The organism is Achromobacter semiaridum, assembly GCF_053543755.1.
In genome coordinates this window covers 254,720-270,233 of the sequence record NZ_JBLVOL010000137.1, presented here as the reverse complement: position 1 = coordinate 270,233, position 15,514 = coordinate 254,720, and the positions used below count along the sequence as shown (strand labels likewise).

The following is a 15,514-nucleotide window of genomic DNA, read 5'->3' as shown; positions in this document are numbered from 1 at the left end:
GTGCCGATGCCGGCCGCCTCCGCGACGTCGGCCACTGCGGCGGCGCCTGCCACGCCGGCGACGAATACCGCGAATTCCGCGAACTCCGCGAACTCCGCGAATACCGCGAATACCGCGACCGGTGCGGCATCCGCCGACGCCGCCGCGCCCACCGCCGCGCCGCGTCCGGTATACGCGCCGTTCGTGGGCGCCATGGACGAAGTGCGCCTGTCCAAGGTGGCGCGCCCCGCCGCGCTGATCCACGCCGACGCCGCCTCGCAAGGCGCCGAGTCGCGCCTGGTGACTTACGGCGCCGACGAAGAGCAGTCGGGCTTCGGTTTTGGCGGGCTGGGCTTTCTGCTCAAGGCCGTGCCGATCGACGCCTGGATCATCATCGGCGTGCTGGTGCTGATGATGGTGCAGTCCTGGATCATCATGTTCAAGAAAAGCCGCAACGTGGCGCGCGTGGCCGCCGCCAACGAGGCGTTTCGCGACAGCTTCGCCACGGTCGGGCAACGGCTGGAACTGCTGGCCGATGACAACGCCTTGGCCCAGCGCCTGGCGAACGCCTCGTTGTGGCGCCTGTACCGCGTAGCCATCAACGAAATCCGCACGCGCCGCGCGCAGGGCGCCGACACCACGTCGATCTCGGCCGCCACCATCGAAGCCATCCGCGCATCGATGGACGCCGTGCGCACCAAGGAAAACCTGGCGCTGGGTTCCAAGCTGGGCTCGTTGTCGAACGCAATCGCGGGCGGCCCGTACATCGGCCTGCTGGGCACGGTGCTGGGCATCATGGTCGTGTTCCTGGGCACGGCGATGGCGGGCGACGTGAACATCAACGCCATTGCCCCGGGCATGGCCGCCGCCTTGCTGGCCACCGCGATGGGCCTGTTCGTGGCCATCCCCGCGCTGTTTGGCTACAACCGCCTGGTGTCGCGCAACAAGGAAGTCAGCGCCGACATGCGCGTGTTCGTCGACGAATTCATCACGCGCCTGGCCGAAGTGCACGGCGAAACCCAGGCGCAGGAAGCGGCGCATCACGCCGCCCCGCGTGTGCCTGCCCCCGGCCATCCCGCCGTGCGCGAAGCGCAGCTCGCGCCCGCCCAAGCGTAAGGAGCAACGCATGGCTTCCGTATCCACCTCGCAGGACGATGATGACGACGCGCCTGTTGACGGCATCAACATCACGCCGCTGGTCGATGTGCTGATGGTTGTGCTGGTCATGTTCATCCTGACCGCCACCGCGCAGATTGCCGGCATCAAGGTCAACCTGCCCAAGGCCAGTTCAACCATGGCGTTGTCGCAGCCCAAGACCAAGGCGATATCCGTCAACGACGCCGGCCAGGTATTCCTGGACGCCTACCCGGTCACCTTGCCCGAACTGGAAGACCGGCTGCGTACCGAGAAAGCGCTGAACCCCGACTTCCCGGTGATTGTGCGCGGCGATGCCGCCGTGCAATACCAGAAGGTCGTGGAAGTGCTGGACCTGCTGCGCCGCCTGGAGCTTGCGCAGGTCGGCCTGGTCACCGGCAAGCCGCAATAGGGCCGGGAACCACGTCATGTCGCAACACGCATCCGATCCCTTGCGCGGGCCGCATCCGGCGCGCCGCTGGCTGAAGCTGGCGGCCGTGGCGGTGGTGGCCGTCGTGGCGGCCTATGCGCTTTGGCGCTGGGCCAACGATATGTCCGGCGTTCGGCGCGATGCGCCGAAGGTCACGGCCATCATCCCGCTGCCCCCGCCGCCGCCGCCGCCGCCCGAACCTGAAAAGCCGCCGGAAACCGAGCCGCCGAAGGAAGAGCCCGTGGCCACGCCGGAGCCCGAGCCGCAGCCCACGCCTGAACCGCCCAAGCCGCAGGACGAGGCGCCGCCGCGTCCGGCTGACGACCTGGCTAACCCGATGCAGATCGACGGCGATGCGCAGGCCGGCAGCGACGCCTTCAACATCGGCGCGGGGCAGGGCAAGGGCATGTCGGGCGGCGGTGGTGGCCGCGCGGGCAACGCGTCCTACAGCCAGTACCTGGCCTATGCGCTGCAAAAGATCCTGCGCGAAGACGAACGCACCCGCAACCTGACCTTCCGCCTGCAAGCCAACATCTGGCTGACGGCGGCCGGCCAGATCACCCGCGTTGAATTGACGCGCGGCAGCGGTGACGCCGACGTCGACGCCCGCGTGATCGCCGCCTTGCGCGCGGTGCCGGGCTTGGACGAACGCCCGCCGGCCTCGGCCAACATGCCCATCCGCGCGTCGCTGACTGGCCGCCGCCCGTCTTGATGTTCCAAATTGAATTGATCCTGGAGTGACAACAGCATGAAGTTCCCTTTGAACCGGTTGGCGGTATCGCTGGCGTTGGCCGTGGCGGGCGCCGCCTGCCCGCCGGCGCACAGCGCGCCCGCGCCGTCCGAGAACGCCACCATCAACCTGATCCGCCTGCTGGTGCAGCAAGGCGTGCTCAAGCCCGAACAGGCCAATGCGCTGGGCGCGCAGGCGGAAGCCGAAGCGAAGGCGGCCCGCCAGGCCACGCCGGACCGGGGCGCCGCCGTGGCGCAGGCCGGCGATGTGCGCGTGCCCTACATCCCGCAGACCGTGCGCGACCAGATCCGCGACGAGGTCAAGGCGGAAGTCATGGTGCAGGCCAAGGAAGAAAACTGGGCGCAACCCAACACGTTTCCGGACTGGGTATCGCGCATCACGGTGGAAGGCGATGTGCGGGTGCGCGACGAATCGCGCCTGTACAACGGTGGCAACAGCAATGAAATCACCGACTTCGCCAAGCTGAACGCCAAGGGGCCATACGACGTCAACCCCAATACCAACGGCGGCTATCCGCCCATGTTGAATACGCGCGAAGACCGCCGCAACCAGCTGCGCATCCGCGCCCGCCTGGGCGTGCGCGCCGAAATCTCGGATGCCTGGACGGCCGGCATCCGGCTGGCCACCGGCAGCGACGACAGCCCGGTTTCCACCTCGCAGACGCTGGGCGGCGGCATGGGCAAAAAAGACATCTGGCTGGACCAGGCCTACCTGACCTATCGCCCGGCCAAATGGGCCACGGTGACCGGCGGGCGCATCGCCAACCCGTTCGAATCCACCGATACGTTGTTCTCCAATGATCTGAACTTTGACGGTATCGCCGCGATCTTCAAGCACCCGCTGCAAGGCCGCGACGTGACGCTGTTCGGCACGCTGGGCGCGTTCGCGACGGAATACGCGAACAACGGCTGGAGCTCATCGTCGATGAGCGAAGGCGAAACGGAAAATAAATGGCTGCTGGGCGCACAGGTAGGCGCCGACTGGAAGATCAACAACCAGAACAGCCTGCGCGGCGCGCTGGCCTACTACCACTTCGACAACATCGCGGGCCAACGATCCAGCTCATGTTCGCCCTGGGCCGGAGCCGAAAACTGCGACACCGACTGGTCGCGCCCGGCATTCATGCAAAAGGGCAACACGCTGTTCCTGCTGCGCAACATCGCGCCCAACCCGCTTAACCCGGCCGACACGCCGCAGCCGCAATACGTGGGCCTGGCGTCCAAGTTTGACCTGCTGGACCTGAACCTGCGGTGGGACACGCGCGTGTTCGATGGCCTGGGCCTGCGTCTGAACGGCAACTACATCCGCAACCTGGCCTACAGCAAGAACAAGATGGCGAGCCGCTCGCAAGGCTACATCGTCAACAACTTCGGCGACAACGGCGACATCGAAAGCGGCCCCAACGCCTGGATGCTGCAAGCCACGCTGGGGCGCTCGTATGACTTGAAGGACAAGGGTGATTGGCTGGCCTTCGTTGGCTACAAGTACATCCAGCCGGACGCACTGCCCGACGCCTTTAACGATTCGTCGTTCCACCAGGGCGGCACCAACGCGCGCGGCTACTACATCGGCGCGGGCTACGCGTTCGAGAAGAACGTGTACGGCGTATTCCGCTGGATGAGCACCAAGGAGATCTACGGTCCGCCCTTGGCCATCGACACGATGCAGTTTGAAATCAACGCCAGGTTCTAAGGCCATGGACATGCATACCGTTTGGGATGAATCCCGCCATGCGGCCACGGCGGGACGCGGGCGGCGCTTGGCGGCGGCCGTGGCCTTGTGCGCGGCCGGCTTGAGCGTGGCGGGCGGCGCGCGAGCCGAAAGCATGGAAGAGCGCCTGCGGGCGCAGTTGCGCAGCACCACGCAGCAGCTACAGCAACTGCAAAGCGAACAGGCGCAGATCAACGCAGCCAAGACGGCCGCCGAAACCCAACGCGACGCCGCGCAGAAAGAGCTGGAGCTGCTGCGCGCGCAGCTGGCCAAGAGCCGTGGCCAAGCCGAAAAGCTGGCCGGGCAACAGGACGCCGTGGCGCAAGCCGCGCAAGCCCAGGTCGCGGCCAGCCAGGCGCAGCTGGGCAAGTTCAAGGGCGCGTACGACGAACTCCTGACCTTGTCGCGCGCCAAGGAAGCCGAGCGCGCCGCGCTGGCCCGCACGGTGGCGCTGCGTGATGACGACATCAAGACCTGCGTGGCCAGGAACCGCCAGATGTACGAGGCGGGCAAGGAAATTCTGAACGCCTACGAACGCATCAGCACCGGCGACATCCTGGCCATCAAGCAGCCCTTTGCCGGCAAGGCGCGCGTGCAGTTCGAAGAGCAGGCGCAGACCTATGGCGACAAGCTGTACGACGCGCAGGTGCCGGGCAGTCAAGCCGCTGCAACGTCGCGCCCGTAGCCTTGCTTTCCCAGATCGCTTCATCCCATTTTTCAGGACCTTGAGAATGACCGAAACCAGCTTGATCCTTGATGTCGACGCCGAACGCCTGCAAGCGTTGCTGCAATCCGTGGGCTACCGCGTCACGCTGTCCGAGCAGAACGGCATGGTGCAGTTGTTGAGCGCCAGCCAGGGCGTTGGCTTTGCCGCCCGCATGGGCAACCCGGCCGAGCAGGACGGCCATTTTCTGGACTACACGCTGAGCTGCGCGTTGCGCGTGCAGGGCGACGTGCCCGCCGGCCTGGCCGAGCGCTGGAACGTGGAAAAGCGCTTTGCCCGGCTGACGGTGCAGGGCGTGTTCCTGGTGCTGGAACTGGACGTGATCGTGGCGGGCGGCGTGTCGGAATCGTATCTGCGCGCCACGACGGAATTGTGGGACCGGCTGCTGCAAGAGTTTTTGCTGTTCCTGCGCGCCAATGCGTCGGCGCAGGAGGATGCGAATGCGGTGCAAACCCCGGCTGAATCGTTGGCGATTGTGTAACGTTAATTGCCAGAAGGGATAGAACCATGAACCAGACCCTGAGCGCCAACAAACGGCTGCGCGTCACGGCGGCCGTGTTGCTGATCGCCGTTCTGGCGGGCGCGGTGGCGTTGATGCGCGGCAACGACGCGCAAAGCGGCGAGGCATCGTCCACGGCCGCGGCTTCGGCGCCAGCGCCCGCATCGGCTTCAGCTCCCGCTCCCGTACCCGTACCCGCCCCCGGCTCGGCTACGGCCCGAGCGCTCGCCGCCACGGCGGCCGCCGCCGCGCCATCTTCTAACGCCACCGCCAAATCGCAATCGAACTCGCCGCAGACCCAAGCCACGGCCATTGCCACGCTAGGCGCCGTACGGGTTGGTCGCGACGAGCTGATGCGCCAATTGCAGGCCTTGCCGCCGCAAGCGCGCCAGCAGTTGCAGGACAACCGGGCGGGGCTGGAGCATTGGCTGCGTGCCCGTCTTGCCGAGAAGGCGCTGATCGAACAGGCGCGTGCGCAGGGCTGGCAGGATCAGCCCGACATCCGCCGTGCAGTGCAGGCGGCCGAGGAGCGCATCGTGATGCAAAGCTATCTGGACTCGGTCAGCCGTGCGCCGGATGGCTACCCCACCAACGCCGATCTGCAAGCCGCCTACGAACGCGCCAAGCCGCAGCTGACCGTGCCCGCGCAGTACCACGTCAGCCAGATCTTCCTGCCCGCGCCGCTGGGCGATGCCGACGCGGTCGCCGCTGCGCGCAAGCAGGCGCAGGACCTGGCCAAGCGCGCCCAGGCGCCCAAGGCCGACTTCGCGGCGCTGGCGCAGGCCAATTCCCGCGACGAGACGACGCGGGCGCAAGGCGGTGACATCGGCTTCGTGCCCCTGGCGCAATTGACGCCGGAAATGCGTCCGGTGGTCCAGCAGATGAAGGCTGGCGACGTGTCGGCGCCGGTGCAGTCGGCGGCCGGCTTTCACATCTTGAAGCTGACGGCGTTGCAACCGGCGGGCGTGACGCCGTTCGATCAGGTCAGCCAACAACTGCGCGCGGCGCTGCGCAGCCAACGTCAGGAATTGGCCGCGCGGGCCTACATGGAGGGCTTGCTGAATGCCGGAACCGTCAGTATCGATGGCGCAGCGCTCAACGCCGCGTTCGAGCAAAGCACGGCGGCAACGCCCGGCCCCGCCTCCGTCGCCCGCGCTCCGTAAGCCGGCGTTGGGCGTGGACGTTGCGCAGGCACGCACGGTGATCCACCAACCGCCCCGCGCGGCGAACGCCGCGGCTGACCACGGCGTCACGCTGGCGTTGGACCTGCGGCTAACGCAGGCCCTGGGCGCGACTCGCGCACCGTCTACGTTGCAGGGCGCCGCGCCGCTGTTGCAGGCATTGCGCCAGACGTTCCCGGAAGACGTGGCGCGCTGGTTTCCGCTGCTGCCGTTATGGCCACCGGAGCCCGGCATGGCAATCGGCCTGGACGTGTCCGACCTGCGGGCGCTGTATCACGCGCTGCGGGTGGTGTGGCTGGCCGAGCTGGTATTTGGCGGCCGGGATGAGGCGCAGCGCTGGCTGCGCAGCCCCAAGCGCCGGCTGCTGGGCCGGGTGCCCCTGCTGCTGTGCCAGCACGGGCGCTATGCCGGGTTCATTGAAAGCTGGCTGATCGATATCGACGAAGGCAACGGACCATGATGCTGCTGTGGCGCTTGAGCAATGCCCGGGATTTACAGCCGCGCGCCTGCCCGGCCGGCCGCTGGCATGGCGCGGGCGTGCCGGTCATCGTGCTGGAGGCCAGCCCGGCGGCGGCGGTGCTGGCGCGGCTGGTGTTGGCCGAGCTTGCGCACCCCGACGCCTTGCCGCGCGGCTATCACTTGCTGTCGGTGACCACGCCCGGCCGTTCGGTCAGCGTGGCGGACGCGCCCATGCCTTGGCAGACGGACCTGCGCGCCACCCGCGCGATAGGCGACGCGTGGGTAGCCAGCGGCCAGTCATTGCTGCTGCGCGTGCCGGCTGCGTCTGGCGGCTTTCAGTACCTGCTTAACACCGCGCATCCCGACATGGCGCAGTGCCGCGTCACCGCGTCGTCCGCCTATCCCTATGCGCCGCACCTGGGCGCCATGGCCAAAGCGATACGCGATGGCGCCGATTGGCTGGCCGCCGCCGGCGAGGGCGGGGCGCGGGATGGCTCGGCCGCTGCCATCGAAGGCGCCGCGCGGGACTAGAATGTTGCACAGCCGGCGCTACGCCGCATGCAACTTTGTTCCGTCAGGAGCCCGCCGTATGACCGTCATCTCCGCTGCCCTTACCGCCGGCGCAGCGTTGCCCGCCACCACCGCGCAGGTGGACATCATTTCGATCCAGTCGCAAGTGGTCTACGGCTACGTGGGCAACAACGCGGCCATGCCGATCTTTCGCCGCGCCGGGCTGCGCGCCATCGCGGTGCCGACGGTTCTTCTCAGCAACACGCCGCACTACCCGACGCTGCATGGCGGTGCCGTGCCGCTGGACTGGTTTGCCGGGCTATTGAAAGGGCTGGACGAACGCGGCGTGACGCGCGTGGCGCGCGCCGTGGTGTGCGGCTATCTGGGGCAGCCGGGGCAGGCGGACTTGCTGGCCAGCTGGCTGCCGGCACTGCGCGCCATGCGGCCGGACGTGCGCGTGCATATCGATCCGGTCATGGGCGACCGCAACGACGGGCTGTATGTGGACGCGGGCCTGGTCGCGCAGTACCGCGACCTGCTGGTGCCCTTGGCCGACGGCATGACGCCGAACCATTTCGAACTTGAGATGCTGGTGGGGCGGGCGTTGTCGACCATCGACGAGGTCGCGGCGGCCGCGCGCGAACTGATGGCGCTGGGACCGAAGTGGATCGTCGTGACCAGCGCCGCGCCGATGGTGGCGGCACCCGGCTCCTTGCAGCTGGCGGTGGTGACGCAGGACCAGGTCAGCGTGGTGACGCACCCGGAAATCGCCATCCCGCCGTCTGTGCATGGCACCGGCGACGTGTTCATGGCCAGCGTCACCGCCCGGCTGTTGACCGGGCTGGACCTGGTGGACGCGGTGCGCGAGGCCGCCGACGAGGTCACGTCCGCGCTACGGCGCACGCGCGAGCTGGGCTGGGAAGAGCTGGCGGTGGAAGAATAGGCGAAGCGCCCACCCCTAGCGTCCGGGCGCAGTCGCCAAGCCGAAGCCGCGAGCCGCAGCCCTAGCCCCCGCCGCAGCCGTGGCCCCGGACCCGCCCCCGCCCCGCCCCCGCCCTCTACACAGCCGCGCTGCGGCGCAATCGTTCAATACGTCTTGTACGGCAGGAATTTGCCGCTCATCACGATCTGCACGCGGTCGCCCTTGGGGTCCGCTTCGCGCGACAGGTCCATCTTGAAATCGATGGCGCTCATGATGCCGTCGCCAAATTCTTCGTTGATCAGCGCCTTGAACGTCGTGCCGTAGACGTTGATCAGTTCGTAGAAGCGGTAGATCAGCGGGTCGGTCGGCACGGTGCTGGGCAGCGAGCCCTTGTAGGGCACCACTTGCAGCTGCACCACGGCGTCGTCGGGCAGGTCCAGGATGCGGGCGGCGGCCAGCGCCTGTTCCTCGGTCAGCGTCATCTGGCCCAGCAGCGCGGCGGTGGTCCATTCCTTGCTTTGGCCGACGGCTTCGGCGATGGCGGTCCAGGACAGCTTCTTTTCCAGCTTGCGGGTAACGACCAGTTCGGTCACTTCAGCGCGGGACATCATGATGGGGTTCACTCCTTGTGGGATGCCTTGTCGACCAGGAAGTCGACGAGATGGTTACGGATGTCGTAGTAGCGGGGTTCGTGATGCAGGCTGGCGCGGGTCCGGTCGCGCGGCAGGTCCACGCTGACGGACTCGGCAATGCGGGCGTAGGGGCCCGCGCTCATGAGCAGGATGCGGTCCGACAGCAAGATGGCTTCGTCCACATCGTGCGTGATCATGAATACGGTCTGGCGCGTCTGCTGCACGATGGCGCGCAGCTCGTCCTGGATGGTGCCGCGCGTCAGCGCGTCCAGTGCGCCAAAGGGCTCGTCCAGCAACAGCATCTTGGGCTGGATGGCGAAGGCACGGGCGATGCCCACGCGCTGCTTCATGCCGCCCGACAATTCGCTGGGCTTCTTGGCGGCCGCATGCGCCAGGCCCACCATGTCCAGGTAACGCATGCTGTGTTCGCGCACCTGATCGCGGCTGTACGCGGGCCAACGTGAGCGCACGCCGAATTCCACGTTTTGCAGCGCCGTCAGCCAAGGCAGCAATGCGTGCGCCTGGAACACCACGCCGCGTTCCAGCGAGGGGCCGGAGATCTGGCGGCCGTCCATGATGACGACGCCTTCATTGGTGTCGTCGATGCCGGCCAGCACATTCAGGATGGTGGTCTTGCCGCAGCCGGAATGGCCGATCACGCAGACGAACTGGCCCTGTTCGATATCGAAGTCGATGTTCTCGAACACCGGCGCTTGCGGCTGCCCATTACGTCCGGGATAGCGTTTGCCCAGGCCCTGGACTTGCAGAAATGCATGGCTCATGGCGTTATTCCCGATAGCTGACCAGCCGCGCGGCGCGTGCCAGCACGGTGTCCAGCAGCATGCCGATCAGGCCGATGAAAAATATCGCGCAGATGATGTTGGCGATGGACAGGTTGTTCCATTCGTTCCAGACGAAGTAGCCGATGCCGGTGCCGCCTATCAGCATTTCGGCGGCCACGATGACCAGCCACGCAATGCCGACCGAGATGCGCATGCCGGTCATGATGGTGGGCGCGGCGGCGGGCAAAATCACCTGCAAGGCGGTGCGCAGGCGCGACACTTCCAGCGTGCGCGCCACGTTCAACCAGTCCTGCCGTACCGCACCCACGCCGAAGGCGGTGTTCACCAGCATCGGCCACAACGAGCAGATGAAGATGACGAAGATGGCGGAGGTGTCGGCGTCCTTGATGGTGTATAGCGCCAGCGGCATCCAGGCCAGCGGCGAGATCGGCTTGAGCACCTGGATGAAGGGGTCGAACGCGCGGTAGACGGTCTTGGACATGCCGATCAAAAACCCCAGCGGGATGGCCACCAGCGCGGCCAGGCTGAAACCGGTCAAGACGCGCGCCACCGAATACGCCAGCTGCACGCCGATGCCTTTGTCGTTGGGGCCGCGGTCGTAGAAGGGGTCCTTGATGTGTTGCCACAGCTTTTCCCCGACCTCGGCGGGGCCGGGAAACGGCGTCTTCGACCCGCTGGCCGCGGCGTTGCCGACCAGCGCGGCATAAGCCGGGTCCACCGCCACGCCGCCGGTGTCGGGGCGGGTGGCGGCGTGCCAAAGCAGCAAAAACGCCAGGAACAACGCAACGGACAGAAACGTTGCCCGCCAATATTGCACGGACCGCATCAGGTCCTCCGGATCTTGAAGCTGGCCAGATAGGCCTCGGGCTGCGACGGATCAAACGGCTTGCCCATGACGCTGAAGGTCTTGGCCGATTCAGCGGGCGGGGTCAGGCCGGCTTCGCGCATCAGGCGCACGGCGTCGGTAGCCAGGAAGACGTCGGCCGCCACCTTCTGGTAATCGATGTCGCCCTTGACCTGGCCCCAGCGCTTCATCTGCGTCAGGATCCACACGGCAAACGATTGCCACGGCATGGGATCGAAGTCGATGCGGTTGGGGTCGGTCAGCACTTTGCCCAGACCATCGGCATAGGTGCCGGTCAGCACTTGTTCAACGACGGTGACGGGCTGGTTCAGGTAGTTGGGGGCGGCAATGACGGACGCGATTTCCTTGCGATGCGCGGCGTCGCGGGCGTAGGCGGTGGCTTCGATGATGGACTTGAGCAGGGCCTGATAGGTGTTGGGCATGGCCGTCACGAATTCCTTGCTGGCGGAAAACGCGCAGCAGGGGTGGCCGTCCCAGATGGCTTTGGACAAGGTATGGATGAAGCCGACGCCGTCGTACACGGCGCGTTGGTTGACCGGGTCGGGCGCAAGAAAGCCGTCGATGTTGTCGGCCCGCAGGTTGGCGACCATTTCGGGGGGCGGCACGGAACGGATCTGCACGTCGGTGTCAGGGTCCAGGCCGTGTTCGGCCAGGTAGTAGCGCAACAGGTAGTTGTGCATGGAAAAGTCGAACGGGACGGCAAACTTGAAGCCCTTCCAGTCTTTGGGGTCGCGCCGGTCTTTGTGTTTCATGGACAGGGTGATGGCCTGGCCGTTGATGTTTTCAACGGCGGGCATGGTCCACGGCACGGCGCGGCTGGCGCCCACGCCCATCGAGATGGCCAGCGGCATGGGCGACAACATGTGGGCGGCGTCGTATTCGCCGGACATGGCTTTGTCGCGAATCAGCGCCCAGCCGGCGGTCTTGACGACTTCTACGTCCAGGCCTTGCTTGGCGTAAAACCCCATCGGGTGCGCCATGATGATGGGCGTGGCGCAGGTGATGGGGATGAAGCCGACTTTCAGTTTTTGCTTTTCCAGCGGGCCGGTGGATTGCGCGAAGGCTTCGCGGGCCGCGGCCAGCGGAAAGATCGACGCGATGGCGGCCATGGCGGTGCTGCTGCCGACGGCGCGCAGGAAGCGGCGGCGCAGGGCGTCTTGCGGGAACAGGGCGCGCATGACGGCCTGGTCGACGGCGTTGCTCGTGGTGTCGTCGTGGCTGGCGCGGAGTTGGGCGGTGCCTTGGCGGGCAAGCGCGGCGGCTGCCTCCGTGGCCGATTGCGCGGCGCGTTCGTGGTCGGCCTGCGAGGCGTGGCGGCCACAACCGCAGGCAAGGCGGCTGATGGCATCGAACGGGTTGCTGAATAGGGACATGGGATGGCTCCGGCCAGAAGGGTTGGAGCCATCATGGGGCCGGGCGCGCGGCACCGGTATCCCGGGTTCGACGATATGCGTGTAGTGCGCGTACTACGCGGTGCGCGGGCGCGCCGCGCTGGTGCGCCAGGGGGCTAAATCGCACCCAGCTGGTGCGTGTTGGCGTAGGCGACCAGCTCGACCAGGGTGCGCACGCCCAGCTTTTCAAAGATGCGGCTGCGGTAGGTGGAAATGGTGTTGACGGACAGCGCCAGCTGTTCGCCGATGGCGGAGACGGATCGCCCCGCGACCAGCAGTTGCAAGACCTGGAATTCGCGGTTGGACAGTTGTTCGTGCGGGGGGCGGGTGCTGTCCTGGCGTACGGTGTGGGCCAGCAGTTCGGCGACGGCGGGGGTCACGTAGAGCTTGCCGGCGGCGGCGTTGACCAGGGCGGACAGGAGCTCGTCGGGGTCGCAGCCTTTGTTCAGGTAGGCGTGCGCGCCGGTGCGCAGGGCGCGCACGGCAAACTGGGTTTCGGGGTAGACGGACAGCATGACGACGCCCAGCGCGGGGTAGTCGGCGCGCACGGTTTTCAGGACGTCCAGGCCGTCGCGTTCGCCCAGCGCCACGTCCAGCACCATGGCGTCGTAACGGGTCTGGCGCAGGGCGCGCAGGGCCGATGGGGCATCGGCGGCCTCGTGCACGAGAGCGACGCGCGGGTCTTCTTCCAGGATGCGGGCCAGGCCGCGCCGGATGATGAGGTGGTCGTCGACGATAAGCAGGTTCAGGGCCATGGGAGTGTCAGGTGGGATTGAGCCGCAGGCGGGCGCGCATGCCGGCGCCGGGCGCGCTGTCCAGCGCAAGATCGCCGCCGATGCCGCGCGCGCGTTCGCGCATGCCCAGGATGCCGAAGGTGTGGCGGGCTTCGGGCAGCTGCATGCCGATGCCGTCGTCTTCAACGGTCAGCAACAGGCCGTCGTCGCTCCAGACGGCGCTGACGCTGACGCTGCGGGCGCAGGCGTGGCGTTGCACGTTGGTCAGCAGTTCCTGGACGATGCGGTAGACGGCGATTTCAGCGTTGCGGTCAAGGCGGCGGCGTTCGGTGTCGGGCGGGCACAGGTAGCGGCATTGCAGGCCGGTGCGGGTCTGGAGGTCTTGCAGCAGGGTTTCCAGGGCGGCCCACAGGCCCAGGTGGTCAAGGACGACGGGGCGCAGGTCGCTGAGGATGCGGCGGGTGGCGCCCATGGCGGTCTGGGTGACTTCCAGCATGCGATCGACGTGGGATTGCAGGGCGGGGGTGGCGCCAAGCTGGCGGCGCAGCCAGTTCAGGTCCAGTTGCAGGGCGGTGAATGACGCGCCGAGATCGTCGTGGATGTTGCGGGCGATGTGGGCGCGTTCTTCTTCGCGCAGGGTGGACAGGTGCGAAGACAGGCGCCGCAGCGAATCGTGGGCATTGCTGAGTTCGGCGGTGCGTTCGCCAACGCGGCGTTCAAGCAGGGCCTGGGTGCTGTGCAGTTCGCGTTCGATGCGTTTGCGGTCGGTGATGTCGGAAAAGGTAACGACGGCGCCCACCACTTCGCCGTCGTTGCGGATGGGGTATGAGGCGTACTGGGCGTCAAAGCAGGAGCCGTCGCGACGCCAGAGCACTTCGTCGTCAACGCGTACGCCACGACCTTCGCGAAAGGCCTGGAAGATGCGGCAGTCGTGCACGGGCATCAGGGCGCGGTCGGCGTGGGAGTGGTGGATCAGGTAGTGCATGTTGCGGCCCACGACTTCGTCGGGGGTGTAGCCAAGCAAGGTGGCGCCCGCGCCGTTGATGAAGATGCAGCGGCCGCGCAGGTCGATCCCGTAGATGCCTTCGCCGGCGGATTCCAACAGCATTTCTAGCTGACGGCGCCAGGCGGCATGATGGGATAGATGGTTCAGGTCGGCAAACATGGTTATGCCTTGGATCCCTTGTGTGTTTTTTTTTAAAGGGAGTTTACGACGACGGGGCGGTGTTGGGGCAGGGCCTGCAAAGGGGCGCGCGGCCGGCGGGGGGGCGCCCCACGAAGGGGCGGGCCGCTTGGGAAGGTGAGGGCGGTCTGCGTGGGTTGCAGACCGCTTTGTGGCGATGCTGCGTTACGGGACCAGCGACAGGCCCACGCGGAACTGCGATTCGTTGCGTTGGTTGTAGCCCAGCAGCGTTTCGCCGTAGCCGTTGAAGTACTGCAAGTGCAGATAGCCGTTCATGTTCAGCCACGTGCGCTGCAAGGGCCACGCGAAGTCCAGCTGCGTCGTGCGGCGCTTCTGGTCGCCTTGGCGGTACATGGCGGACACCACGGCGCCGTTGTCTTGCGCCCAACGCAGCTGCCAGTCGACGCGGCCGGCGTAGTCGGCGTAGTCGCGGTTTTCGTCTGCCACGCTGAAGTAGGCCTTGACCTTGGGGGCGAAGGTCAGCGTGCTGCCGCTGTCAAAGCGGTAGTGGAAGCGCGGTTCGATGTAGCCGTCGTTAAGTGAGCGCGAGTCGTCGCCGTCCTTGCCGTTCGAGCTGTGCTCGACCCCGGTGTTCATGCCAAAGCGCCAGTTCTGGTTGGCGGACTGCCAGATGTTGTCCGACAGCCAGAAGGCGCTGGGGTTGAAGGTCGTATCGATGAAGGGCATCGAATCGCTTTGCAGATCCCACAGCGAGGTCTGGGTATAGGCCAGGTAGAAGTTCTGGCCCCAGGTGGCCGGCTGGTCGCCGGCGGGGCTGAACAGGCGGTACTTGGCGCTGATCTGGAAGCGGGCGGTGGTTTGGCCGCGCGTGCCGATGTCGAAGTAGACGGGCTTGTATTCCGAGATGGAACTGCGGAAGCGGTCGAACGCGGTTTGCGGTTGCACGGTGGGTGCCACGGCGGCGTTGGGCGCGGGGCCGCCTTCGGGCGAAGCGCCGACGGCGGTGACGGCGGCTACGGGTACGGGTTCGCCGCTGCGTGCGTCAACCACGGGGCCCTGGGCGGGGCGGCTGGCGATGGTGCCGCCGGCGCGGCCGGTGGCGTCCAGCGCCATCATGGACGGTTGCCCTTCGATGGAGACGGCTTGCAGTCCGTGGGCGCTGCTGGGCACCACGGCGGTCCACGCCATGCGCGCGAAGTTGTTGACGGGCACGCTGTAGCTGGCGCGGTCGCCGGCCAGTTTGGCCAGGCTTCGGACGATCTGGCCGTCCTGGCTGCGCCATTGCAGAACGAGTTCCGGCGGGGCTTCCCAGTTGGCGCGCGCGCTGCCTTCGTTGAAGAACACGGCTTCGATGGTGACGGTTTCGCCGGGGGCGGCCGAGGGGCGGTCCAGGCGGTACGAGACGCCCGCGGCGGCAGAGCCGGCGGCGCTGAGGGCAACGGCGGCGGTCAGGGCGTGCAGAGTGAAACGGCGGGGTGCAAGACGGCGTAAGGACATGGTTGCGGTGTGTTTTTCTTGTGACGAGGCAATGTAGCATCGCGCGTCGCAACTGTTTGTAAGGCAGGCTTATCGGATGTAGGGGGTGTAATAAACAGGCGTTACGCGGCGTGTCGCAAACAGGCAAAACCCATGCACAAGGCCCCGGG

General features: G+C 66.8%; 18 protein-coding genes. 10 read left to right on the top strand and 8 right to left on the bottom strand.

Annotation, left to right across the window (positions count from 1 at the left end):
- Positions 1–194: hypothetical protein (locus ACNPP0_RS29740; protein WP_448707904.1), on the bottom strand; the 194-nt coding region annotated here is incomplete at its 3' end.
- Between ACNPP0_RS29740 and ACNPP0_RS29735 the strand changes: the two genes are divergently transcribed.
- Genes ACNPP0_RS29735 through pdxK form a run of 10 tightly spaced genes read left to right on the top strand, consistent with a single transcriptional unit; the run spans position 193 to position 8,320 of the window.
- Positions 193–1,095 carry a MotA/TolQ/ExbB proton channel family protein gene (locus ACNPP0_RS29735; protein ID WP_448707903.1) on the top strand — a complete coding sequence of 301 codons (903 nt, stop codon included), beginning with the start codon at positions 193–195 and terminating at the stop codon, positions 1,093–1,095. The two genes, ACNPP0_RS29740 and ACNPP0_RS29735, sit on opposite strands and share 2 nt — an antisense overlap.
- A gap of 10 nt (positions 1,096–1,105) precedes the next feature.
- Positions 1,106–1,525, top strand: a complete 420-nt coding sequence (locus tag ACNPP0_RS29730; protein ID WP_046804844.1) for an ExbD/TolR family protein — start codon at positions 1,106–1,108, stop codon at positions 1,523–1,525.
- Positions 1,526–1,541: 16 nt separating this feature from the next.
- Positions 1,542–2,255 carry a TonB C-terminal domain-containing protein gene (locus ACNPP0_RS29725; protein ID WP_332611661.1) on the top strand — a complete coding sequence of 238 codons (714 nt, stop codon included), beginning with the start codon at positions 1,542–1,544 and terminating at the stop codon, positions 2,253–2,255.
- A 36-nt stretch (positions 2,256–2,291) separates the two neighbouring features.
- Positions 2,292–3,986, top strand: coding sequence for a putative porin (locus tag ACNPP0_RS29720; RefSeq protein ID WP_448707902.1), 1,695 nt, complete (start codon positions 2,292–2,294; stop codon positions 3,984–3,986).
- A gap of 10 nt (positions 3,987–3,996) precedes the next feature.
- Positions 3,997–4,689, top strand: a complete 693-nt coding sequence (locus ACNPP0_RS29715; protein ID WP_332611663.1) for a DNA repair protein — start codon at positions 3,997–3,999, stop codon at positions 4,687–4,689.
- Between the two features lie 46 nt (positions 4,690–4,735).
- Complete coding sequence (locus ACNPP0_RS29710; protein ID WP_332611664.1) at positions 4,736–5,209, top strand: YbjN domain-containing protein; 474 nt, start codon at positions 4,736–4,738, stop codon at positions 5,207–5,209.
- A gap of 26 nt (positions 5,210–5,235) precedes the next feature.
- On the top strand, positions 5,236–6,390 hold the full coding sequence (locus tag ACNPP0_RS29705) for a peptidylprolyl isomerase (protein ID WP_448707901.1): 1,155 nt from the start codon (positions 5,236–5,238) through the stop codon (positions 6,388–6,390).
- Positions 6,391–6,403: 13 nt separating this feature from the next.
- Positions 6,404–6,868: an MbcA/ParS/Xre antitoxin family protein gene (locus ACNPP0_RS29700; RefSeq protein ID WP_448707900.1), complete on the top strand. Its 465-nt coding sequence runs from the start codon at positions 6,404–6,406 to the stop codon at positions 6,866–6,868.
- A complete protein-coding gene (locus ACNPP0_RS29695) occupies positions 6,865–7,398 on the top strand; it encodes an RES family NAD+ phosphorylase (RefSeq protein ID WP_332611668.1) in 534 nt (177 codons plus the stop codon). The genes ACNPP0_RS29700 and ACNPP0_RS29695 overlap by 4 nt, the downstream gene beginning before the upstream one ends.
- 58 nt (positions 7,399–7,456) lie before the next feature.
- On the top strand, positions 7,457–8,320 hold the full coding sequence (pdxK, locus tag ACNPP0_RS29690; RefSeq protein ID WP_448707899.1) for a pyridoxine/pyridoxal/pyridoxamine kinase: 864 nt from the start codon (positions 7,457–7,459) through the stop codon (positions 8,318–8,320).
- Between the two features lie 143 nt (positions 8,321–8,463).
- On the opposite strand, the gene cynS is transcribed toward pdxK, so the two are convergent.
- The 7 genes from cynS to ACNPP0_RS29655 all read right to left on the bottom strand — a co-directional run bounded on the left by cynS (position 8,464) and on the right by ACNPP0_RS29655 (position 15,365).
- A complete protein-coding gene (gene cynS / locus ACNPP0_RS29685) occupies positions 8,464–8,907 on the bottom strand; it encodes a cyanase (protein WP_332612030.1) in 444 nt (147 codons plus the stop codon).
- Positions 8,908–8,918: 11 nt separating this feature from the next.
- Positions 8,919–9,713 (bottom strand): ABC transporter ATP-binding protein, encoded by a 795-nt coding sequence (locus tag ACNPP0_RS29680; protein ID WP_104144090.1) that lies wholly within the window; start codon positions 9,711–9,713, stop codon positions 8,919–8,921.
- Between the two features lie 4 nt (positions 9,714–9,717).
- Positions 9,718–10,560: a nitrate ABC transporter permease gene (ntrB, locus tag ACNPP0_RS29675; RefSeq protein WP_104144089.1), complete on the bottom strand. Its 843-nt coding sequence runs from the start codon at positions 10,558–10,560 to the stop codon at positions 9,718–9,720.
- Entirely contained in the window at positions 10,560–11,972 is a 1,413-nt protein-coding gene (locus ACNPP0_RS29670; RefSeq protein ID WP_448707898.1) for a CmpA/NrtA family ABC transporter substrate-binding protein, read from the bottom strand. The genes ntrB and ACNPP0_RS29670 overlap by 1 nt, the downstream gene beginning before the upstream one ends.
- A 134-nt stretch (positions 11,973–12,106) precedes the next feature.
- Positions 12,107–12,745: a response regulator gene (locus ACNPP0_RS29665; RefSeq protein WP_046804855.1), complete on the bottom strand. Its 639-nt coding sequence runs from the start codon at positions 12,743–12,745 to the stop codon at positions 12,107–12,109.
- A gap of 7 nt (positions 12,746–12,752) precedes the next feature.
- Positions 12,753–13,889, bottom strand: a complete 1,137-nt coding sequence (locus ACNPP0_RS29660; protein ID WP_332611673.1) for a sensor histidine kinase — start codon at positions 13,887–13,889, stop codon at positions 12,753–12,755.
- A gap of 183 nt (positions 13,890–14,072) precedes the next feature.
- The gene (locus ACNPP0_RS29655) at positions 14,073–15,365 is read right to left on the bottom strand and encodes a phospholipase A (protein WP_448707897.1); all 1,293 of its coding nucleotides are present in this window, start codon (positions 15,363–15,365) and stop codon (positions 14,073–14,075) included.
- Positions 15,366–15,514: the final 149 nt, after the last annotated feature.

Coding starts and splice junctions, on each gene's coding strand:
- ACNPP0_RS29655 (WP_448707897.1), bottom strand. CDS start 15,365: ATGTCCTTACGCCGTCTTGCACCCCGCCGTTTCACTCTGCACGCCCTG.
- ACNPP0_RS29660 (WP_332611673.1), bottom strand. CDS start 13,889: ATGTTTGCCGACCTGAACCATCTATCCCATCATGCCGCCTGGCGCCGT.
- cynS (WP_332612030.1), bottom strand. CDS start 8,907: ATGTCCCGCGCTGAAGTGACCGAACTGGTCGTTACCCGCAAGCTGGAA.
- ntrB (WP_104144089.1), bottom strand. CDS start 10,560: ATGCGGTCCGTGCAATATTGGCGGGCAACGTTTCTGTCCGTTGCGTTG.
- ACNPP0_RS29735 (WP_448707903.1), top strand. CDS start 193: ATGGACGAAGTGCGCCTGTCCAAGGTGGCGCGCCCCGCCGCGCTGATC.
- pdxK (WP_448707899.1), top strand. CDS start 7,457: ATGACCGTCATCTCCGCTGCCCTTACCGCCGGCGCAGCGTTGCCCGCC.
- ACNPP0_RS29715 (WP_332611663.1), top strand. CDS start 3,997: ATGCATACCGTTTGGGATGAATCCCGCCATGCGGCCACGGCGGGACGC.
- ACNPP0_RS29670 (WP_448707898.1), bottom strand. CDS start 11,972: ATGTCCCTATTCAGCAACCCGTTCGATGCCATCAGCCGCCTTGCCTGC.
- ACNPP0_RS29730 (WP_046804844.1), top strand. CDS start 1,106: ATGGCTTCCGTATCCACCTCGCAGGACGATGATGACGACGCGCCTGTT.
- ACNPP0_RS29680 (WP_104144090.1), bottom strand. CDS start 9,713: ATGAGCCATGCATTTCTGCAAGTCCAGGGCCTGGGCAAACGCTATCCC.
- ACNPP0_RS29665 (WP_046804855.1), bottom strand. CDS start 12,745: ATGGCCCTGAACCTGCTTATCGTCGACGACCACCTCATCATCCGGCGC.
- ACNPP0_RS29705 (WP_448707901.1), top strand. CDS start 5,236: ATGAACCAGACCCTGAGCGCCAACAAACGGCTGCGCGTCACGGCGGCC.
- ACNPP0_RS29725 (WP_332611661.1), top strand. CDS start 1,542: ATGTCGCAACACGCATCCGATCCCTTGCGCGGGCCGCATCCGGCGCGC.
- ACNPP0_RS29710 (WP_332611664.1), top strand. CDS start 4,736: ATGACCGAAACCAGCTTGATCCTTGATGTCGACGCCGAACGCCTGCAA.
- ACNPP0_RS29695 (WP_332611668.1), top strand. CDS start 6,865: ATGATGCTGCTGTGGCGCTTGAGCAATGCCCGGGATTTACAGCCGCGC.
- ACNPP0_RS29720 (WP_448707902.1), top strand. CDS start 2,292: ATGAAGTTCCCTTTGAACCGGTTGGCGGTATCGCTGGCGTTGGCCGTG.